The sequence below is a fragment of the Kribbella aluminosa genome, from assembly GCF_017876295.1.
In the GTDB taxonomy this organism is placed as follows: Bacteria; Actinomycetota; Actinomycetes; order Propionibacteriales; family Kribbellaceae; genus Kribbella; species Kribbella aluminosa.
Genome location: NZ_JAGINT010000001.1, coordinates 1,512,238 through 1,531,234, shown reverse-complemented (window position 1 = coordinate 1,531,234; position 18,997 = coordinate 1,512,238). Strand labels below are relative to the sequence as shown.

Sequence of the window (18,997 nt, the reverse complement as noted above, 5' to 3'; positions counted from 1 at the left end):
TCCCCTCGGACGAATTTTCTTGACAACTGTCAAACAAAGTCTTGACGAGTGTCAAAAGGCTGAGCACAGTGTGAACAACCCGTGCGAGCAAAGGAGCTTCAGATGGGCGCACTCGATCTCTCCGGCCGCAAGGCCCTGGTCACCGGCGGCGCGCAGGGTCTCGGCGAGGGCATGGCACGAGCCCTCGCGGCGGCCGGCGCGAAAGTCGTGATCAGCGACATCCAGAAGGACGCCGGCAAGGCGGTCGCCGACGCACTCGACCAGGAGTACGGCGGCGGCAACGGCTTCGTCGCCCACGACATCACCGACGACGGCGACTGGGAGAACGCGGTGGTCGCCGCGAACGACATCCTCGGCGGCCTGGACATCCTGGTGAACAACGCGGGGGTGGAGATCACCAGCCTGCTCACCGAGGTCACCGCCGACCAGATCCGCAAGATGCTCGAGGTGAACGTGCTCGGCACCACGCTCGGCATCAAGTGGGGCCTGCGCACGATGCGGCCCGAAGGGCTCGCCGGTCAGGGCGGCGCGATCATCAACGTCTCGTCGGTCGCGGCCACGATCGCGTTCCCCGGCATCGCGGTGTACTCCGCGACCAAGTCCGCGGTCGACCGGCTCACCCGGGTCGCGGCGATGGAGTCCGGCAAGCTCGGGTACGGCGTACGCGTCAACTGCATCTATCCCGGGCTGGTGCCGACCGCGATGGGCGCCGGGCTGGCGAACGACGTGGCGCAGCTCGGGCTGTTCGAATCGCCGGACGCCGCGGTCGCCGCGGTCATCGGGCTGACTCCGGCCGGCCGGCTCGGCGAGGTCTCGGACATGGCCGACGCGGTCGTCTTCCTGGCGTCGAACGAGGCCCGGTTCATCACCGGCATCGGCCTGCCGGTCGACGGCGGAATGGGGATGTGATGGCTACGAAACCTGTGGTTGTGTACGGAGCCTCGGGCTACACCGGGCGCCTGGTCTGTGAGTACTTACGTCATTATCACGTGCCGTTCGTCGCAGCCGGGCGTAGTGAAGACAAGCTGAAGGCGTCGATGGAGTCCAACGTCCCCGGCATCGAGACCGCGGACTACGAGATCGCTGCTGTCGACCATGACGTCGCAGCGCTGACAGAACTGTTCAACGGCGCCTCGGTGGTGCTCAACACCGTCGGCCCGTTCAGTGAGCTCGGCCCTGCTGCAGTAGAGGCAGCTCTCGCAGCAGGTGCGCACTACACGGACACCTCCGGCGAGCAGGACTGGCTGATCACCTGCGACGAGAAGTACGGAGCACAGTTCGCAGAAGCAGGTCTACTGCTGGCACCTGGTGTCGCGCAGATGTACACCACTGGTGAGATCGCTGCGCAGCTGTGCCTGGAGGAGCCTGGGCTGGACACGCTCGACATCGCAGTGTTCTGGGGAGGCAGTCCGACGATCGCCTCGACCCGCACGATCCTGGTGAACGCTGCGACGTCCAAGGCGCACTACCTCGACCAGAACGCGTACGTCGAGTTCCCGGAGCAGGGGCTAGTACCACTCGTCGTACCTGGGCAGCACGAGCTGGCGTTGTCACTGCCCTGGGGAGGTACCTCTCACCCTGTCTGGTTCAAGCGGGATCCACGGGTCGCGAACTGCAAGGCACAGGGCGGTGTGTTCAACGCTGCGCTCATGAACGGCGTACCGCAGATCGTTGCGGCTGCACTGGAAGCCACGAAGGACATGGCGCCCGACGACCGCAACGCGGCTCTCACCGAGACAGCACGTCAGGTGACGAACCAGATGCCGCCACGGGAGAACCCGCGCGTCAACAAGTCGCTGGACTCGGTCCACGCGTCAGGGCCGCTCGGGCGGGCGCACTGTGTCATCCACGGCAACAGCAACTACCAGCAGACCGGCCTGCTCCAGGCGTACGCGGCGTACTCGCTGCTGCAGACGCCACCGAAGCGGGTCGGCTTTGCGAGTGGGTGCCAGGCCTTCGGTCACCGCGAGCTGCTCGGGGTACTGCGGGGCTTCGGGCTGGTGTCGGAGCCGCAACTCACGGTTCAACGCTGATGCGACTGGTCGAGTACCTGGACAAGGGCGCCTCGCTCGCGCCGGACGCTGCCTGTCTGACCACGGACGGCGAGACGCTCACGTACGCCGACGTACAGCAGCTCTCGTACGTCGTTGCGGGAGCGCTGGCGGCGACCGGCGTACGGCCCGGCGGGAAGGTCGCGATCCTGTCGGCGAACGACCCGGTGGCGTTCAGTTGCGTGTTCGGGATCAGCCGGGCCGGTGCGGTCTGGTGCCCGATCAACCCGCGCAACGAGGCGGCCGAGAACCGGGAGCTGCTCGACCAGTTCGACTGCGAAGTACTGATCTACCAGGCGGCGTTCGCGCCGCTGGTGGACCGCATCCGGGACGCACTGCCGAAGGTGCACACCTTCGTGTGTCTCGACGCAGAGACCTCCGGCCTCACCCCCCACCCTGCTGGCCGGAGAACTGTCGGCTGGGACGCGTTCCGCGGGGGCGCGTCCCAGCCGGCGCCTGACCTGACCTCCCCCGACGACCTGGCGATGATCGTCGGCACCGGAGGTACGACGGGACGCCCGAAGGGAGTCATGCTCGGCAACTCCAACCTGGAGACGATGACCGCACTGACGCTCATGGGGTACCCGTTCGGCGCGCGGCCTGTCTACCTGGCGCTGGCACCGCTCACGCACGCAGCAGGCGTGCTGTGCTTCCCCGTGCTCGCGTCCGGCGGCGAGATCGTGATCATGCGCGCTCCCGACGTGCATGCGTTCCTGGAGCTGATACCGCGGCACAGGGTGACGCACACGTTCCTGCCGCCGACGCTGATCTACATGGCGCTGGCGGCGCCTGAGCTCGACTCCACGGACCTCTCGTCGCTGCAGTGCTTCTGGTACGGCGCTGCGCCGATGTCGGTCGCCCGTCTCGAGGAGGCGCTGCGCCGGATCGGTCCGGTGATGGCGCAGCTGTTCGGGCAGACCGAGGCGCCGATGATGATCTCGATGTTGCCGCCGGCCGCGCACTTCGATGCCGCGGGCAGCATTGCCCTCGATCGGCTCTCGTCGGCCGGGCGGCCGGCACCACTGGTCACCGTCGCGATCATGGGTGCGGACGGCGCGCTGCTGCCGCACGGCGAACGCGGCGAGATCGTGGTCCGCGGATCGCTGGTGATGAAGGGGTACTACCACGACCCCGACGCCACGGCGGCCGCGTCGGCCTACGGCTGGCACCACACCGGCGACATCGGGTACCTGGACGACGACAACTACCTCTACATCGTCGACCGGGCGAAGGACATGATCATCACCGGCGGCTTCAACGTGTACTCCACCGAGGTCGAGCAGGCGCTGATGGCGCACGCGGCCGTCCAGGACTGTGCTGTGATCGGTCAGCCCGACGAGAAGTGGGGCGAGCGGGTCGTGGCCGTCGTACAGCTGCAGCCGGGCGCTTCGGTGGACACTGCCGAGCTGATCGCGTTCGCGAAAGCCCGCATCGGCAGCGTCAAGGCACCGAAGGAGGTCCTGGTCTGGGCCGACCTGCCACGCTCCAAGGTCGGCAAGGTGGTCAAGCCGGACATCAAGGCCCGGCTAGCTGCTGGCTGAGGCTCCTGCGGTTGCAGAAACCACGATGGCTGCTGTTACGGCGGCCTGCATCTCGGCGACTGCCTTCTTGACTGCAGCGGCCGCCCAGTCGGAGTCAGCGATCTCCTTTGCACGCTGCTTGAGCGCACGGGTATCCACCGAGTCGGTGATGACCTTCGGTACGACGTTCAGCGCACTGAGCAGGGCAATGAGCGCAGCGGTGCGCTGGTCGGGCGCCAGGCCCTGGGTGAGCACGCTCTCCAGTTGAGCGCGCACCTCCAGCTCGTGCCGCGCATCCTTGGCCGGCCAGCGAGTCACGGGGAACAGCCCGAGCACCTTGCCCTGCTCTGCTTCGAGTACGCCTCTCTGGGCGAGCCTGGCGAGCAACTGGTCGCGCAGGTGCTTGGAGAGCGGCTTGATCTGGTCCTTGGGCTTCTTGCCCGGCTTGTCGACCAGGTGCGACAAGCGCTCGTCCAGGATCGGGTCACCGGTCGGGGCGCCGTCCAGCACCTGCAGCCGCCCGACCTTGCCCTCCGTGGTGATGTCCAGCTTCTGCTGCAGCGTCAACTCGATCAGCACCGCTCCGGCCAGCGCGAAGTCCAGCCCGGGGGATCCGGTGATCGGCTTGCCGGTCTGGTCGTCGTACAGGAGCAGCAGCACGTCCTCTGCGATCAACATGTCACCAAGGTAGGCAGGACTCGCAGTGTGACGCATCCGCCTCGCGGACTACTTGATGAATCCACCCTGACGTTTAGTAAGGTAAGCCTTAGCTAAGTCCGCCGCCCATTGGAGTTGCTATGCCCAGAGCACTGCCCGAGCCGACGCACCGGCGGTTCGTCGCCGGACTCGGCACCCTCAGCCTCCGGCCGTTCGACCTCGGCGCCGACGTACGCACGCTGCACAGCTGGGTCACCCAGCCGTACGCGCGGTACTGGGGGCTGCTGAACGCGTCGGTCGCCGACGTGCACGCGGAGTACCAGCGGATCGCCGCGACTGGGCATCACCGCGCGTTCCTCGGCGAGCACGACGGGCGGCCCGCGTTCCTGATGGAGCGGTACGCGCCGGCGCACGACCCAGTCGGTCAGGTGTACGACGTAGCGCCGGGCGATGTCGGGATGCACGTACTGGTCGGGCCGCCGGTCGCGCCGATCGCCGGATTCACCGGTGCGGTGTTCGAGACGATCATGGACAGCCTGTTCAGCGATCCGCTGGTGGATCGGGTGGTGGTCGAACCCGACGTACGGAACTCGAAGATCCAGGCGCTGAATGCGCGGATGGGATTCCGCAAGCACAGCATCGTGGCGTTGCCGGACAAGCAGGCGTGGTTGAGTTTCTGCACGCGGGACCAGTACGCCGACGCGCTGCGGATGAACGAGGCCGGCTGATGGATACGTGGTCCGTGGTCAACGAGGCATTGGTGCGGAAAGCGCTGGCGGAGTTCACGCACGAACGCATTCTCTCGCCTGTTGCCGATGGCAATGAGTACGTTGTCGGCCGGTTCCGTTTCATGGCCCGGCGTTATCCCTTGAATCATTGGGACATCTCCTCGGTGGTGCGCGACGACGGGCTACCCGTGGATGCGTTGGAGTTCATCACCGAGTTCCATGAGGAGCTCGGGATCCGGCGCGAGATGCTGCCCGTGTACCTGGAGGAGATCAGCAGCACGCTGGCGTCGGCGGCGTACAAGTTGTCGAAACCCGATCTGACCGCGGCGGACCTGGTCGGCGCGGACTTCCAGACGATCGAGGCCGCGATGACCGAAGGGCATCCGTGTTTCGTGGCGAACAACGGGCGGCTCGGGTTCGGGCTGTCGGACTATCTCGCGTATGCGCCCGAGACCGGCGCGGGCGTGCAGCTGACGTGGATCGCGACCCGGCGGGACCGGACAACGGTGTCCTGCAGCTCGTCGTTGACGTTCGACGAGTTGCAGCGGTCGGAGTTGGGTGCGGACGTGCTTGCGCGGTTCGCCGCGGCCGCCGATCCTGGTGACTACGTGTACATGCCCGTTCATCCGTGGCAGTGGGACAACAAGACCTCGATCACGTTCGCGGCCGACATTGCTTTGCGGCATATCGTTCATCTCGGATCGACGGAGGATGTCTATCAACCGCAGCAGTCGATCCGGACGTTCTTCAACCGGTCGGATCCGGCCCGGTGCTACGTGAAGACCGCGTTGTCGGTGCTGAACATGGGATTCATGCGCGGGCTGTCGCCGTCGTACATGGCCGCGACGCCGGCGATCAACGACTGGGTGCATGCGGTCGTCTCGAACGACCTTGTTTTCAAGCGGTACGGGTTCAGCGTGCTGCGGGAGATCGCCGCGGTCGGGTACCACAACCGGTACTACGAGAACGCGACGGACACCACGTCGCCGTACCGGAAGATGCTGTCTGCGCTCTGGCGGGAAAGCCCGCTGCCGTCGCTGGAGCCCGGCGAACGGCTGGCGACGATGGCGTCGTTGCTGCACGTCGATCGGCATGGTGCTTCGTTGGCGGCCGCGTTGGTGCGCGCATCCGGGTTGGCGCCGGCGGACTGGGTACGGGCGTACGTCGACGCGTACCTGATCCCGTTGCTGCACAGCTTCTACGCGTACGAGCTGGTGTTCATGCCGCACGGGGAGAACCTCATCCTGGTACTGCGGGACGCGATCCCGATCCGGGTCGTGATGAAGGACATCGCGGAGGAGATCGCCGTACTGAGTCCGTCGACCGAGGTACCGGCCGAGGCGGAGCGGGTGCGGGCCGACGTACCGGACGACGAGAAGCTGCTGTCGATCTTCACCGACGTCTTCGACTGCATCTTCCGGTTCCTCGCGCCGCTGCTGGACCGCGAGGGAGTGCTGACCGTGGACGAGTTCTGGGCGGTGGTGGCGTCGTCGATCCGCGACTACCAGGCGGCGACACCCGAACTGGCGGAGGCGTTCGCGAAGTACGACATCTTCGCACCGTCGTTCGCACTCTCCTGCCTCAACCGGCTGCAGCTCCGCAACAACCAGCAGATGGTCGACCTGACCGACGTCGCCGGCTCCTTGCAGTTCGTCGGCACGTTGGACAACCCACTGCCCTGTGGATAACTCCAGCGGCGGTACGACGACCTAGTCCACGCTGGTGTGGTGCCGACAGCAGAAGCCACCCGAGACGGCCGCCGCTACGAAATCGTCGACGGCCGCCTCCTGGTCACCGGACCCCAACCACCCGCCCACCACGCGGCCGTGATCGCCCTGATGGTCCAGCTGAAACACGCCTGCCCACCGCACCTGCTGGTGACCGACGGATCCCTCCCGTTCCGCCCGACCCCCACCACCACCCTCCGCCCCGACCTCCTGGTCTGCCACCGCAACGCCCCCGTCACCGATCCACCCGTGCTTGCGGTCGAGGTCATCTCCCCCACCACCCGCACCACCGACGTAGTCCTCAAACGCCTCCTCTACGAGACCCACCAGATCCCGTCCTACTGGCTCCTGGACCCCACCAGCCAAGAACTGACCGTCCTCGAACTAACCCCCACCGGCTACACCTGCCAAGCCGTCATCCAGTCCGAAGAGACCCACGAAACCACCCGCCCCTTTCCCATCACTCTCATCCCCGCACTCCTCACCAAATGACCAGACCAGGGCATCACGGGGCAGATCACGGGGCAACCCGGGGCAGATCGCCCAAACGGCGCCAACCACCAACCACGCGGCGCCATGCTGGTCCTGTGACCGAGAAGGAGGCACCATTGTGTCCGTGGAACCACTTGAGTCGGGGCCCTACACCTTGGCCTACCTCGACAGCGCGCCCGACGACGGCAGGCGGCGTGAGATCATCGATGGTGGGCTGTACGTGACTCCCGGGCCCTCGCGGATCCACCAGCGAGCTGCCGCAGAATTGCACTTCCAGCTGAAACTTGCGTCGCCCGGCGGACTGGACATCTTCCAGGCACCGTTCGATTACCAGCCGACATCGGAGCGCTCGTTGCAGCCTGACGTGCTGGTTTGCGGTCCAGGCGATACAAATCCGCAGCACGCCGAGAGGCCGCTGCTCCTCGCCGTCGAGATTCTCTCCCCGAGTTCGAGAATGCTCGACCTCCTGCTGAAGGGGGGAGTCTACGAGCAGGCCGGCGTTCGCTCCTACTGGATCCTGGATCCGGACAAAGAGAGCCTCACCGTGCTCGAACTGATGGACGGTGCGTACGTCGAGCGAGATGTCGTTCACGGCGAGAACATCTTCGACGCGACGATGCCCTTCCCGGTGCGGATCGTCCCGGCCGACCTGTTCCGACTGCACTAGCCACTCACCACGGCGAGCAGTCCGGCGCTCGGGGCAACCTGGGGCAGATGCTCATCTGCCCTCCCGCGACGGTCTCCGCCTGGTGCAGGGTCCCGATCGGACCCGGTGCATTCACGACTGCTGGCCTCGACGCGGCCCGGACGTAGGTGCGCGGTGGTCCCAGATCTGTTGGTGTGCCGTACGAGGACAGTACGACGCGGTGGGTCGAGGAGTTGGCGCTTGCTGTTGAGGTCATCGTGTCGACCACGCGCACGGTTGATCCCGTGCGGGTCGAGGTCAGCCGTTCAGGAGGTTGGTGAGTTGTTGTTTGTCGGGGAGGGAGTCGGGGCGGATTATGTCGCCGGTGCGGACGTAGTAGAAGGCGGCGGTGATTTGGGTGAGGGGGATGTTGAGGAGTTCGGACCAGGCGACTCGGTAGATGGCCAGTTGGAGGGGGTCGGCGGTTTCGCCGCGGGTGGTTTTCCAGTCGATGACGTCGTAGCCGCGGGAGCCGTCGGGGCGGACTACCTGGTAGACGGCGTCGATGCGGCCGCGGATGACCCGGCCGTCGAGGGCCAGGGCGAAGGGGGCCTCGATCTCGTACGGCGTGGTGTCGCCGAAGGGGCCGTCGCGGAAGGCGTCCATCAGGTCGGTGAGGTCCGTGTCGTCGACGATGTCCTCGTCCGCGGCGCCGGGAAGGTCGTCGGGGTCGAGCAGTAGCTGCTGGCCGAAGTAGCTCTCCACCCACGCGTGGAAGCGGGTGCCGAAACGGGCCGCCCGGTTGGGTTTGCGGGGCATCGGGCGGGCGAGGTCCGCGGCCAGGCCGTTCGGGTCCTTCGCGAGTCGCATCAGCTGGGTCGCGGAGAGCGCAACCGGCAGCGTCACGTCGTACGCCTTCCGGCTCCGGCTTTCCCTTGCCTCCGACAACAATCGCTCGAGCTCGGAGTCCCAGCGCGCGACCGTCGCCTGTTCGTCGAGCAGCAGCGACTCCTCGGCATCCGGCGACGGCCCCTCGGCGCGCGCCTGCTGCACCAGGGCGGCCGAGTCGAGACGGCGCTGGAACGAGTCCCGGTCGTACGGCGCCGGCCACGGCGCCTGGGTCTGCTCGGCGAGCTCCGGGTTCTCGTCCGACAGGTCGGGTTGCTCGGCCCACGCCACCACGCGCTCGCCGGCGTGCTGCTTCAACGCCGACAGGTACGACGAGGGTCCGCGCGGCCGCTTCTGCGTCGGGCCCCACCAGTGACCGGTCGCGACCAACAACTCCTTCGCGCGTGTGAAGGCGACGTACCCGAGCCGGCGCTCCTCCAGCGCGTTCATGTCCTTGCACTCGTCGGCGAACACCTTGAGCCCGGCGTTCGTCAGGTCGTGGATGTCCGGCAGCGTGTCCGCGTCACCGCGCAGCGGCCACGGCAGCACCTTCGCGTTCGTCGTCCACTTGTCCCGGCCGCGGTCCGACGGGAACACCTTCGCCACCAGCGTCGGCACGAACACGATCGGCCATTCGAGACCCTTCGACCGGTGCGTGGTCAGCAGCTTCACCGAATCGGCTTCGCTCGGTACGGCGAGATCGAGACCGGCGGCGTACTCCTCCTCGGCGGCCAGGTACGCGAGCAGACCGTCGAGCGAACCGTCGGACTCGGTCGACACGAAGTTGCCGACCGCATCCAGGAACGCGGCGAGGTGGTCGCGGCGGCCGGCGTCGACGTGGTCAGGGGTCGCGGTCAGCTCGACGTCGAGGCCGATCGTGCTGATCACCCGGCGGACCAGATCCAGCAACGGCTCGCCCGCATGCGCGCGCAGCTCGCGCAGCTCGGTCGACAGTTCCTTGAAGCGCACCAGGGCTTCCGGCGCGTACTCCAGCGGCCCCGGATCGTCGACGGCCTCGGCGAGCGAGCTGACCTCGGTCGAGTCCATCCCGGCGACGGCGGCATCCAGGGCGGACACCAGGTCGTCGGCCTGATGCGAGCCGGCGTCGGCGAGCATCCGGGCGCGGTTGGCGAGCAGGGCGAGATCGCGGTGGCCGATCCGGTACCGCGGGCCGGTCAGGATCCGCAGCATCGCGGCGTTCGCAGTGAGGTCGTTGACGGCCTGCAGGGTCGCGACCACGTCGACGACCTCGGGCAGCGCGAGCAGTCCGCCGAGGCCGACGACCTCGACCGGGACCTTGCGCGCGATCAGCGCCTCGTGGACCGCGCTGAGGTCGACGTTCGTCCGCATCAGGACGCCGATGTCCTTCCAGCGGCGGTTGCGGGTGCGGTGGGCGGAGACGATCGCGTCCGCGACCCACTCGATCTCCTCCGAGCGCGTCTCGAACAGTCCGACGGTGATCGCGCCCTCGGGGGCGTTGTCGGGTGCCTCGAGCGGGATCACGCCGGGGTGTCGTTCGTACAGCTCGGCCGCGTGCTGGTTCGCGGCGGCGAGGATGCGGCTGCCGGAGCGGCGGTTGACACTCAGCACATAACGCGAAGCCGGCGAGCCGTCGGCCTGCGGGAAATGCGACGGGAACTCGTCCAGGTTCGCGACGGACGCGCCGCGCCAGCCGTAGATCGCCTGGCACGGGTCGCCGACCGCGGTCACCGGATGCCCGCGACCGTCACCGGCGGCGAACAACGCGGTGAGCATCCGCCGCTGCGACACGGAGGTGTCCTGGTACTCGTCCAGCAGCACCACCTTGTACCGCGCGCGCTCGACGGCCGCGACCTCCGGGCACTCCTCCGCCAGCCGCGCGCCGAGCGCCATCTGATCGGCGAAGTCGACGACGCCGCGCTCCCCCTTGTACGTCTGGTACTCCTCGACGAGCTGCAGGATCTCCCCACGCTTCAACGCGGTCTCGGCGAGCTTGCGTACTTCGACAGTCTGCTTCCGCGCGGCGGCGACCTCCAGCCGTACGGCGTCGTCGTGCTCGCGGATGTCGTCCGGACGGAGCAGGTGGTCGGCGAGCTCACCGTCGAGGGCGAGCAGGCTGTTGACGAGCGTCGGCACATGGTGGGACGCGAACCGGATCGGCCCGGCGGACCGGCGTACGACGCGACCGGCGAGCTGGAACCGGGTGGCGTCCGCGAGCACCCGCGAGTCCGGCTCGAGGCCGAGCCGCAGCCCGTGCTCGGCGATCAGCGTGCCCGCGAAGGCGTGGTACGTCGAGACGACCGGCTCGCCCGGCTCCTCGGGCTCCCAGTTCGGGATGTTGCTGCGCAGGTGCGCGGCGAGGATCGGGTACTGCTCCTTGGGCAGCGTCGAGCCGAGTACGCCCGCCTTGGTCAGGTCCTCGCGGATCCGGACGTCGAGCTCGTTCGCCGCCTTCTTAGTGAAGGTCAGCCCGAGCACTTCCTCCGGCTGCACCTGCCCCGTACAGATCAGCCACACCACCCGCGCCGCCATCGCGGTCGTCTTCCCCGACCCCGCGCCGGCCACGATCACGCCCGGCGCCAACGGAGCGGTAATAGCAGCCAGCTGCTGATCCGAGAACGGAATCCCCAGCAGATCGCACAGCTCCGACGTGGACCTCAGCTCGACCCGCGTCACCGCGCCCCCTCCCGAACCAACCACCAACTGGACCCTTGCACAGGAACTGGGGACCGGAGACACGCGATTTCCTGTCCCTGGCCCCCGCAGGGGGTGCACGCCCCCAGCACCTGGGCACCGACGACCGCGCTCATCACACGATCTCCCGGCCTTCGGGCTGGATCGGGCAGAGCGCGCGGGCTTCGCAGCGGGCGCAGCCGTCGTTGCGGGTGGCGACGAAATCTTCGGAGCGGATCAGCTTCTCGGCATCATCGATCGCCTCGTCGAGCCAGGTCCTGCCGTCCTCGTCGGCGTCCAGTGGGCCCTGGTGCTGGACCTTCGGGAAGCCGCCGTTGTCGTCGTGGCGGAGCTGGACCAGCTCGGCGCCGCCGGCGGTCGCGTTCTCGCCGAGCTTCTTCAGCTGGCGGGAGTTGATCGCGCGCTGGTAGATCGCCAGCTGCACGTGCCGCGCCAGCGCCGGCTTGGTCGGGATGTTCCGCCCGGTCTTCAGGTCGACCACCCGGACCGTACCCTCCGGATCCGTCTCGACCCGGTCCATCCGGCCCTTCACCCGGACCGACGGATTCTCCTCGTCCGGCAGCAGTACGTCGAAGTCCACCTCGGTGCCGACCAGCGTGCGATCCGGCCGTCCCTGATGCCAGGCGACGAACCGCCGGAGCGCCAGCTCCGCCTCGGCCCGCTCCCGGTCCGAGATCCACGGCGACTCGAACTCGAGCTGCGTCCACACCTTGTCCAGCCACCCGTTCAGCTCGTCGACCGACGGCGGCAGCGTCCCGGTCGCGACCGCGTCGGCCAGCGTGTGCAGCACCATGCCGAACCCGATCGCCGACGTACTCGGCGTCTCCCCACCGGCCCGCCGGGTCAGGAACCAGCGCAGCGGACAGTCCACGATCGTCGTCAACGTACTTCCGGACAGCGGCACCGGCTGCGCAGGGTCCGCGATCGGCCGCACCGACTCGGTCCGCTCCCGAACGCCCCACCACCGCGCCGGATCGGCCGTCGGCACCAACGCCTGCTCCCGGTCGTCGACGGCGTCAGCCAACTGGGCCAGCCGATCCGCCGCCACCCGCTTCAACGCGGGCGACGACGCCGGATCCGCCAGCACGCACCTCAGATCCGCGACCAGCCCCGGTAACGACAACGGCCGCCGCGGCCGCCCCGCCACCACCTTCAAAGGAATGTCCAGCTCGGCAAGGAATCGTGACGGTTGATCGCCGTCGGCCTCCGGCGCCTGTACGGCGGTTACGATCAACCGCTCGCGCGCCCGCGTGATCGCGACGTAAAACAGCCGTCTCTCCTCGGCGAGCAACGCGCCCGGCGACAACCGGTCGATCAGCCCGTCGGGCCCCAACCGGTCAGGCTCCAGCAACGACCCGCGCCTGCGCAGGTCCGGCCACTGCCCCTCCTGCACCGACGCCACCACGACCAGCCGCCACTGCAAACCCTTCGACCGGTGCGCCGTCATCAGCTGTACGCCGGCCTCCCGGTACGTCCCGTCGAACCGGTTGTCGCCCGCGATGTCCAGCGACTCCAGCTCCGACAAAAACGCCGAAACCCCTTTGAAACCGACCTGTTCCTCCGCCCGCCCGGCCGCGTCGAACAGCGCACACAACGAATCCAGGTCCCGGTTCGCGGTCCGCGCCGTCTCGCCGCCGGCACCGGCCTGCCCGCGCAACCGCCGCAGCCACGGCGAGTCCGCCCACAGCGACCACATCACCTCGTCCGGCGCCGCACCGGCGGTCACGATGTTCCTTGCCTTGAGCAACCGCTCGCCCAGGGCCGCGAACCGCGCCTCGGCCGGCGACGCCTCCTCGTCGAGCAGCAACGGATTCAGCAGCGCCTCGCGCAACAGCTCGTCCGACGACCGTGGCAACCGCTGACCACCCGCCGCCTCCCGGTCACGCCGCCGCAGTACCCGTGCCAGCCGCCGCAACTGCCCCGCGTCCATCGCCCCCAACGGCGACAGCGCCAACGCCCGTACGACGTCGACGGTCAGCGTCTCGGGATCGGCCACCGCCCGCAACGCCAGCAGCATCGGCCGTACGGCGGGCTCACGCGACAGCGGCAGCTCGTCACCCGCGACGTCCACCGGGATCCCCGCCGCCGCCAACGCCCGGCGCAACGGCGGGATCGAACGGCTGCCGGACCGGACGAGGACGGCCATCTCGCTCCACCCGAGGCCGTCCTGGACGTGCGCCCGCCGCAGCAGGTCCGCGATGTGCTCGAGCTCGGCCCCGCCGGTCGAGTACAGGTTCGCCTCGACCTTTCCGGGACCGTAGACACACGACGACGCATCCGGGTTCCGGAACCGCTCGAACGTGTCCCGATCCAGCGATCCCGGTACGCCGAGCCGGTTGACGACGTTCCGCGAGACGCGTTGCAGCGTGGTCCCGAAGCGCCGCGTCGTACCCAGCGCGATCTGCGCCGCCTCCGCTCCGTCCCGCGTCCGGAACTCGTCGGTGAACCGCAGCAGCCCGCGCACGTCGGCGCCGCGGAACGTGTAGATCGACTGGTCCGGATCGCCGACCACGACGAGGTCGCGCCCGTCGCCCGCGATCGCCTGCAGCAGCTTGGTCTGCCCCGGGTCGGTGTCCTGGTACTCGTCCACGAACACGGCCTTGAACTCGGTCCGCAACTTGGCCTGCACCGACGGCTGCTGCGCCAGGATCACCGCGCGGTGGATCAGCTCGGAGTAGTCCAGCACCTGCTCCGCGTCGAGAACCTGCAGGTACTCCTCGAAGAAGTCCCCCACCGCGACCCACTCGGCCCGCTCCGCCGACCGCCCGATCGCGGACAGGTCCTCCGGGTCGAGACCCAACTGCCGCGCCTTGCCGATCACCGCCTGCACCTCGTCGGTGAACCCGCGCGTCTTCAACGCCGGATGCAGGCTGCCCGGCCAGTGCACCGCACCGACCTCACGGCTGCCCGACAGCGCCTCGGTCAACCGCGACGACTGCTCCGGCCCGGACGGCAACCGCAGCGGTACGTCGAACGCGTCCGCCGGCGTGAACCGGCGCAGCAACGCGTAGCAGAACGAGTGGAACGTCATCGACGGCATCACCCGCGTCGTCCGGCCCAGCCGTCTGGTGATCCGGTCCCGGAGCTCGGTCGCGGCCTTGCGCCCGAACGTCAGCACCAGTACCTCGTCCGGACTCAGCCCACGGCTCCGAACGCGATCGACAACGGCCTCCACCAAGGTCGTCGTCTTCCCGGTGCCCGGCCCGGCGAGCACCAGCAACGGTCCGCCGGCATGGTCCACCACGGCTTGCTGATCGCCATCCAGGACAGGCGTTTCCGCCCTCCGCTCCACCTCCCGGACCAACCGGTACCGAGACCCCTGTTTGCCGACCATCGCCCCATCTCAGCAGACCCCACCGACAAAACCCGACGGGCACCCCGCCCGGTCCCCAGATCGTCGGAAACCGGACGGTCAGACCTGCGGATCCCAACGCGCCTGGCGGAGGTTGACGCGGCCGTTGGCGATCCGTACGCCGTCCGACCGCAGCCGGTGCAACTGCTCGTCGCCGACCTCGTCCGCCGGTACGCCGGAAGCGCGGATCACCCGCCACCACGGCACGCTCGCGCCGTACTCGCGCATGATCGCGCCGACCTGCCGCGGTCCGCCCTGGCCGACGTACTCCGCGATGTCGCCGTACGTCGCGACGCTGCCCTCCGGGATCGACTCCACGGCCTGCAGTACCGCCTCGACGTACTCCTCCCGATCCACGGGACCAATCTAGGTCCTGTCTGGATCACCAGACAGGACCTAAGCGAGCGGGGCGAGCGCCTTCGCGAGTGGCTCCAGGACGGACGGCCCCGCGTCCAGCGGGAGGTTCATGATGACCAGGTCCACGCCGGCCGCGCCGTACGCCTCTGCCTCGGAGACCGCCTTGTCGAGCGGGCTGTCCGGGTCGATGCGGACGTTGACCGAGCAGGTGATCTCGTCGACGTCGCGGCCGACCTCCTCGCAGCGCTGGACCAGTACGTCCTTGAGCGACTTCCAGTCCTCGGTGCCCTGGACGATGGCGTTCCATTGCTGCGCCCACCTGGCGACCGCGCCGAGCGTCCGCTTCGGGCCCCTGCCGCCGATGGTGATCGGCGGGTGCGGCGTCTGCACGGGCTTCGGGTTGCAGTACGCGTCGGTGAGCTTGATGTACTTGCCGTCGAAGTTCGCCACCTTCTCGGTGAGCAGCGCGATCATCGCCTGCGTGCCCTCGTCGAACCGGTCGAAGCGCTCCTTCAGGCCGTACAGCTCGATGCCGTACGCCGCGGTCTCCATCTCGTTCCAGCCGGCGCCGATGCCGAGCTCGAGGCGGCCGTTGCTGATGATGTCCGTGGTCGCGGCCATGTTTGCGAGCACCGCCGGGTGCCGGTAGATCATCCCGGTCACCTGGCAGCCGAGCCGGATCCGGGACGTCGCCTGCGCGAGCGCGGCGAGCGTCGTCCAGGCCTCGAGGTTCGGCCCCTGCATGTCACCGGTGAGCGGGTAGAAGTGGTCCCAGTGCCAGGCGGACTCGAAGATCTCGAACTGGTCCGCCGCCACCCACACGTCCCGCATCTGCTGCCAGGTCGTGTGCTCCGGCCTGGTCTTGATCGCGAACCGCATCTGCGCCCTCCCTAGAGGCAACCGTTTCCCGAGGGCGACACTACGCCCTAGTCGAGGCCGAGGCGGGCGCGGACTTCGGGCCGGCGTAGTGGTGGGACGGTCTGGGGTGGGGTGCGGCGGGCCGGCATCTCCTCGAGGAGTTGCTCGGTGATGCGGGCGACCTCGGTGGCCGCACGCTCGATCGGGGCGCGGGTGGTCGCGCTCAGCGAGCCGACGCCGGTCACCTTTCGGACGTACTGCAATGCGGCCGCGTAGATCTCCTCGGAGGTCGCGGACGGCTCGAGTCCCCGGAGCACGGTGATGTTTCTGCACATGCCTTAAGACAGTACGCGCCGCCGAGGACAGTCTACGAGGTATTGACATCCCTAACAGTATTAGGTTTTCCTCAAGGTATGAGCACTGCCGCACCGGACCGCCGTACCCGCCGTCGTCAGGCGACGATCGCGGAGATCCTCGACGTCGCGATCGAGCTGATGAGCAGCGAGGGGGTCGCGGCGCTCAGCCTGTCCGCTGTGGCGCGGCGGCTCGGCCTGCAGCCGCCGTCGCTCTACCAGTACTTCCCGTCGAAGATGGCGATCTACGACGCGTTGTTCCAGCGCGGCGCGGAGCTGTTCCTGGCCGCGCAACGGGAGGCGATCGCGGCAGCGACGACCGACGACGTGGTGCAGCTGCACCTGATCGGGACCACCGCGTTCGCCCGGTGGAGCATGCAGAACCCGGTCTACACGCAGCTCCTGTTCTGGCGGACGGTCCCCGGCTTCGAGCCGAGCCCGGAGGCGTTCGCGCCGGCGCAGCAGGCGTTGGCCGACCTCCGCGCGCAGCTACAGGCAGGCGTGGACGCCGGTCGGCTGCATCCGGACGCCGCGAGCGAAGAAGGGCTGGCGGTGTTCACGTCGGTCACAGCGGGGGTGCTCTCGCAGCAGTTGGCGAACGAGCCGGACGCTTCGTTCGACGAGGGGCGGTTCAGCCGGCTGCTCCCCGTCGTACTCGAGATGTTCTATCGGTACTACGCACCAACAAGGGGGACGACATGACCGCAGTACTCGCGGAGCGGATCGGGCGGGCCGGGCGCCCGCGGTGCCGGATCCACCGGGACGCCGAGCTCCAGGCGTGGCACGAACTGCTCGCGTCGATCGAGGGGGTCGAGTGGCAGCGCCGTACGGTCTGCGACGAATGGGATGTCGCGGACATCGCCGGGCACCTGATCGGGCAGGCGGAGGACGTGAACCAGCTCGCGTCGTTCTCGCGGCGGTACCGGAAGGCGAAGCGGGTCCATCCGGACGTGCCGCGGATCGACGCGCACATGATGGTGCAGGCCGACGAGCACCGGGGTACGCCGCCTGCGCAGCTGCGGACCGAGTTCGACGCGCGGTGGGCGCGGGCGACCCAACGGATCTCGACGGAGCCGGGACTGATGCGGCGGATGTCGATGACGTTCAACGGGTTCCGGATGAACCTCGGGTACATCCACGACATCCTGCTGGCGCGCGACCTGTGGATGCATCGCGACGACGTCTGCCAAGCCCTCGGCCGGCCGTTCGACGCCGGGTCGTACGGCGAGGAGCTCGTCGCGCAGGTGATGTACGACGTGATCGACGGTCCGTGGTGGGGCGAGCGGCCCGCGGTCGAGGTGGAGCTCACGGGCGCGGGAGGTGGGACCTACCAGCTCGGGAGGGGTACGCCGGTGGGTCGCGCGGCCGTCGACGCGGTCGCGTACATGCGCACCTTGTCCGGACGCGACGACGCCCCAGTGGTCACAGGTGATCCCGTGGCCACTGAGGCGGTCGCTTCGTGCAGGATGCCCTTTTAGTAGGACGGCTGACTCGGGTCGATCTGGTCAACCCACGCGACGACGCCGCCGCCGACGTGGACGGCGTCCGAGAAGCCCGCGCCCTTGGCGATGGCGAGGACCTCGGCGGAGCGGACGCCGGACTTGCAGTGGAAGACCAGCTGCTTGTCCTGCGGCAGCTTCTCCAGCGCCACACCGGTCTGGAAGTCCGCCTTCGGGATCAGCACCGAGCCCGGGATCCGGTTGATCTCGTACTCGTTCGGCTCCCGGACGTCGATCAGGACGAAGTCCTTCTCGCCGTTCTCCTTGAGCTTGATCCACTCGCTGAGCTGCTTCACCGAGATCGTCGAGCCGACGGCCGCGTCGGCCGCCTCCTCGGTGATCGCGCCGCAGAAGCTCTCGTAGTCGATCAGCTCGGTGACCGTCGGGTGCTCGCCGCAGATGGCGCAGTTCGGGTCCTTGCGGACCTTCAGCGAACGCCAGTTCAGGTCGAGCGCCTCGTAGATGTTCAGCCGGCCCAGCGACGGGTCGCCGATGCCGGTGAGCAGCTTGATCGCCTCGGTGACCTGCGCGGCGCCGACCGACGCGCAGAGCACGCCGAGCACACCGCCCTCGGCGCACGACGGGACCATGCCGGGAGGCGGGGGCTCCGGGTACAGGCAGCGGTAGCACGGGCCGTTGTCGGCCCAGAACACGCTGACCTGGCCGTCGAAGCGGAAGATCGAACCCCACACGTACGGCTTGTGGAGCAGCACCGCGGCGTCGTTCACCAGGTACCTGGTGGCGAAGTTGTCGGTGCCGTCGACGATCAGATCGTACTGCTCGAAGATCTCGAACACGTTGTCGTTGTCCAGCCGGGTCTCGTGCAGGACGACGTTCGTGTACGGGTTGGCCTCGAGGATGGACTCCTTGGCCGACTGGGCCTTGGACTTCCCCACATCGGACTGGCCGTGGATGATCTGGCGCTGCAGGTTGGACTCGTCGACGGTGTCGAACTCGACGATGCCGAGCGTGCCGACACCGGCGGCGGCCAGGTACAGCAGCGCAGGGCTGCCGAGACCGCCGGCGCCGATCACCAGCACCTTGGCGTTCTTCAGCCGCTTCTGCCCGGCCATCCCGACCTCGGGGATGATCAGATGCCGCGAATACCGCCGCACCTCGTCGATCGTGAGCTCGTCGGCCGGTTCGACCAGCGGTGGCAGTGACACGTGTCGGCTCCTCAGGAAGACGTCGGACGGGATCTCCGGTTTTCAACCATC

At 68.3% G+C, this 18,997-nt stretch carries 16 protein-coding genes; 9 read left to right on the top strand and 7 right to left on the bottom strand.

Annotation, left to right across the window (positions count from 1 at the left end; translation table 11 throughout):
• Positions 1-102 precede the first annotated feature (102 nt).
• The 3 genes from JOF29_RS07640 to JOF29_RS07630 are packed head-to-tail and all read left to right on the top strand — an operon-like array spanning position 103 to position 3,592.
• On the top strand, positions 103-909 hold the full coding sequence (locus tag JOF29_RS07640) for an SDR family NAD(P)-dependent oxidoreductase (RefSeq protein ID WP_209693521.1): 807 nt from the start codon (positions 103-105) through the stop codon (positions 907-909).
• Positions 909-2,033, top strand: coding sequence for a DUF5938 domain-containing protein (locus JOF29_RS07635; protein ID WP_209693520.1), 1,125 nt, complete (start codon positions 909-911; stop codon positions 2,031-2,033). The genes JOF29_RS07640 and JOF29_RS07635 overlap by 1 nt, the downstream gene beginning before the upstream one ends.
• Positions 2,033-3,592 (top strand): AMP-binding protein, encoded by a 1,560-nt coding sequence (locus tag JOF29_RS07630; RefSeq protein WP_209693519.1) that lies wholly within the window; start codon positions 2,033-2,035, stop codon positions 3,590-3,592. Before JOF29_RS07635 ends, JOF29_RS07630 begins: the two co-directional genes overlap by 1 nt.
• Here the strand turns inward: JOF29_RS07630 and JOF29_RS07625 are convergent.
• Positions 3,578-4,249: a GOLPH3/VPS74 family protein gene (locus JOF29_RS07625; RefSeq protein ID WP_209693518.1), complete on the bottom strand. Its 672-nt coding sequence runs from the start codon at positions 4,247-4,249 to the stop codon at positions 3,578-3,580. The genes JOF29_RS07630 and JOF29_RS07625 overlap by 15 nt on opposite strands.
• A 119-nt stretch (positions 4,250-4,368) precedes the next feature.
• Here JOF29_RS07625 and JOF29_RS07620 point away from each other — a divergent pair, with 119 nt between their 5' ends.
• The 4 genes from JOF29_RS07620 (at position 4,369) to JOF29_RS07605 (ending at position 7,842) form a co-directional block, all read left to right on the top strand.
• Positions 4,369-4,956 (top strand): GNAT family N-acetyltransferase, encoded by a 588-nt coding sequence (locus JOF29_RS07620; protein ID WP_209693517.1) that lies wholly within the window; start codon positions 4,369-4,371, stop codon positions 4,954-4,956.
• Positions 4,956-6,644 (top strand): IucA/IucC family protein, encoded by a 1,689-nt coding sequence (locus tag JOF29_RS07615; RefSeq protein WP_209693516.1) that lies wholly within the window; start codon positions 4,956-4,958, stop codon positions 6,642-6,644. Before JOF29_RS07620 ends, JOF29_RS07615 begins: the two co-directional genes overlap by 1 nt.
• A gap of 39 nt (positions 6,645-6,683) precedes the next feature.
• Positions 6,684-7,175 carry a Uma2 family endonuclease gene (locus JOF29_RS07610; protein WP_307863201.1) on the top strand — a complete coding sequence of 164 codons (492 nt, stop codon included), beginning with the start codon at positions 6,684-6,686 and terminating at the stop codon, positions 7,173-7,175.
• 124 nt (positions 7,176-7,299) lie between these two features.
• On the top strand, positions 7,300-7,842 hold the full coding sequence (locus JOF29_RS07605; protein ID WP_307863200.1) for a Uma2 family endonuclease: 543 nt from the start codon (positions 7,300-7,302) through the stop codon (positions 7,840-7,842).
• A 276-nt stretch (positions 7,843-8,118) separates the two neighbouring features.
• Here the strand turns inward: JOF29_RS07605 and JOF29_RS07600 are convergent, their stop codons facing one another.
• The 5 genes from JOF29_RS07600 to JOF29_RS07580 form a co-directional block, all read right to left on the bottom strand.
• The gene (locus tag JOF29_RS07600) at positions 8,119-11,343 is read right to left on the bottom strand and encodes an ATP-dependent helicase (protein WP_209693514.1); all 3,225 of its coding nucleotides are present in this window, start codon (positions 11,341-11,343) and stop codon (positions 8,119-8,121) included.
• A 133-nt stretch (positions 11,344-11,476) separates the two neighbouring features.
• Positions 11,477-14,605, bottom strand: coding sequence for an ATP-dependent helicase (locus tag JOF29_RS07595; RefSeq protein ID WP_372446237.1), 3,129 nt, complete (start codon positions 14,603-14,605; stop codon positions 11,477-11,479).
• Positions 14,606-14,773: 168 nt separating this feature from the next.
• Positions 14,774-15,070: an MGMT family protein gene (locus JOF29_RS07590; protein WP_209693512.1), complete on the bottom strand. Its 297-nt coding sequence runs from the start codon at positions 15,068-15,070 to the stop codon at positions 14,774-14,776.
• A 39-nt stretch (positions 15,071-15,109) separates the two neighbouring features.
• Complete coding sequence (locus JOF29_RS07585; protein WP_209693511.1) at positions 15,110-15,949, bottom strand: TIGR03560 family F420-dependent LLM class oxidoreductase; 840 nt, start codon at positions 15,947-15,949, stop codon at positions 15,110-15,112.
• Between the two features lie 47 nt (positions 15,950-15,996).
• Positions 15,997-16,263, bottom strand: coding sequence for a DUF2277 domain-containing protein (locus JOF29_RS07580; protein WP_209693510.1), 267 nt, complete (start codon positions 16,261-16,263; stop codon positions 15,997-15,999).
• A gap of 78 nt (positions 16,264-16,341) precedes the next feature.
• On the opposite strand from JOF29_RS07580, the gene JOF29_RS07575 reads away from it, so the two are divergent.
• Positions 16,342-16,983, top strand: a complete 642-nt coding sequence (locus JOF29_RS07575) for a TetR/AcrR family transcriptional regulator (RefSeq protein ID WP_209693509.1) — start codon at positions 16,342-16,344, stop codon at positions 16,981-16,983.
• Positions 16,980-17,759, top strand: a complete 780-nt coding sequence (locus JOF29_RS07570) for a maleylpyruvate isomerase family mycothiol-dependent enzyme (protein WP_209693508.1) — start codon at positions 16,980-16,982, stop codon at positions 17,757-17,759. The genes JOF29_RS07575 and JOF29_RS07570 overlap by 4 nt, the downstream gene beginning before the upstream one ends.
• Here JOF29_RS07570 and moeZ read toward each other — a convergent pair.
• Positions 17,756-18,946 (bottom strand): adenylyltransferase/sulfurtransferase MoeZ, encoded by a 1,191-nt coding sequence (gene moeZ, locus JOF29_RS07565; RefSeq protein WP_209693507.1) that lies wholly within the window; start codon positions 18,944-18,946, stop codon positions 17,756-17,758. The genes JOF29_RS07570 and moeZ overlap by 4 nt on opposite strands.
• Positions 18,947-18,997 lie beyond the last annotated feature (51 nt).

Bases quoted from the DNA above. Each gene is read 5' to 3' on its own strand.
- JOF29_RS07640 (WP_209693521.1), top strand. From the start codon at position 103: ATGGGCGCACTCGATCTCTCCGGCCGCAAGGCCCTGGTCACCGGCGGC.
- JOF29_RS07635 (WP_209693520.1), top strand. From the start codon at position 909: ATGGCTACGAAACCTGTGGTTGTGTACGGAGCCTCGGGCTACACCGGG.
- JOF29_RS07630 (WP_209693519.1), top strand. From the start codon at position 2,033: ATGCGACTGGTCGAGTACCTGGACAAGGGCGCCTCGCTCGCGCCGGAC.
- JOF29_RS07625 (WP_209693518.1), bottom strand. From the start codon at position 4,249: ATGTTGATCGCAGAGGACGTGCTGCTGCTCCTGTACGACGACCAGACC.
- JOF29_RS07620 (WP_209693517.1), top strand. From the start codon at position 4,369: ATGCCCAGAGCACTGCCCGAGCCGACGCACCGGCGGTTCGTCGCCGGA.
- JOF29_RS07615 (WP_209693516.1), top strand. From the start codon at position 4,956: ATGGATACGTGGTCCGTGGTCAACGAGGCATTGGTGCGGAAAGCGCTG.
- JOF29_RS07585 (WP_209693511.1), bottom strand. From the start codon at position 15,949: ATGCGGTTCGCGATCAAGACCAGGCCGGAGCACACGACCTGGCAGCAG.
- JOF29_RS07580 (WP_209693510.1), bottom strand. From the start codon at position 16,263: ATGTGCAGAAACATCACCGTGCTCCGGGGACTCGAGCCGTCCGCGACC.
- JOF29_RS07575 (WP_209693509.1), top strand. From the start codon at position 16,342: ATGAGCACTGCCGCACCGGACCGCCGTACCCGCCGTCGTCAGGCGACG.
- JOF29_RS07570 (WP_209693508.1), top strand. From the start codon at position 16,980: ATGACCGCAGTACTCGCGGAGCGGATCGGGCGGGCCGGGCGCCCGCGG.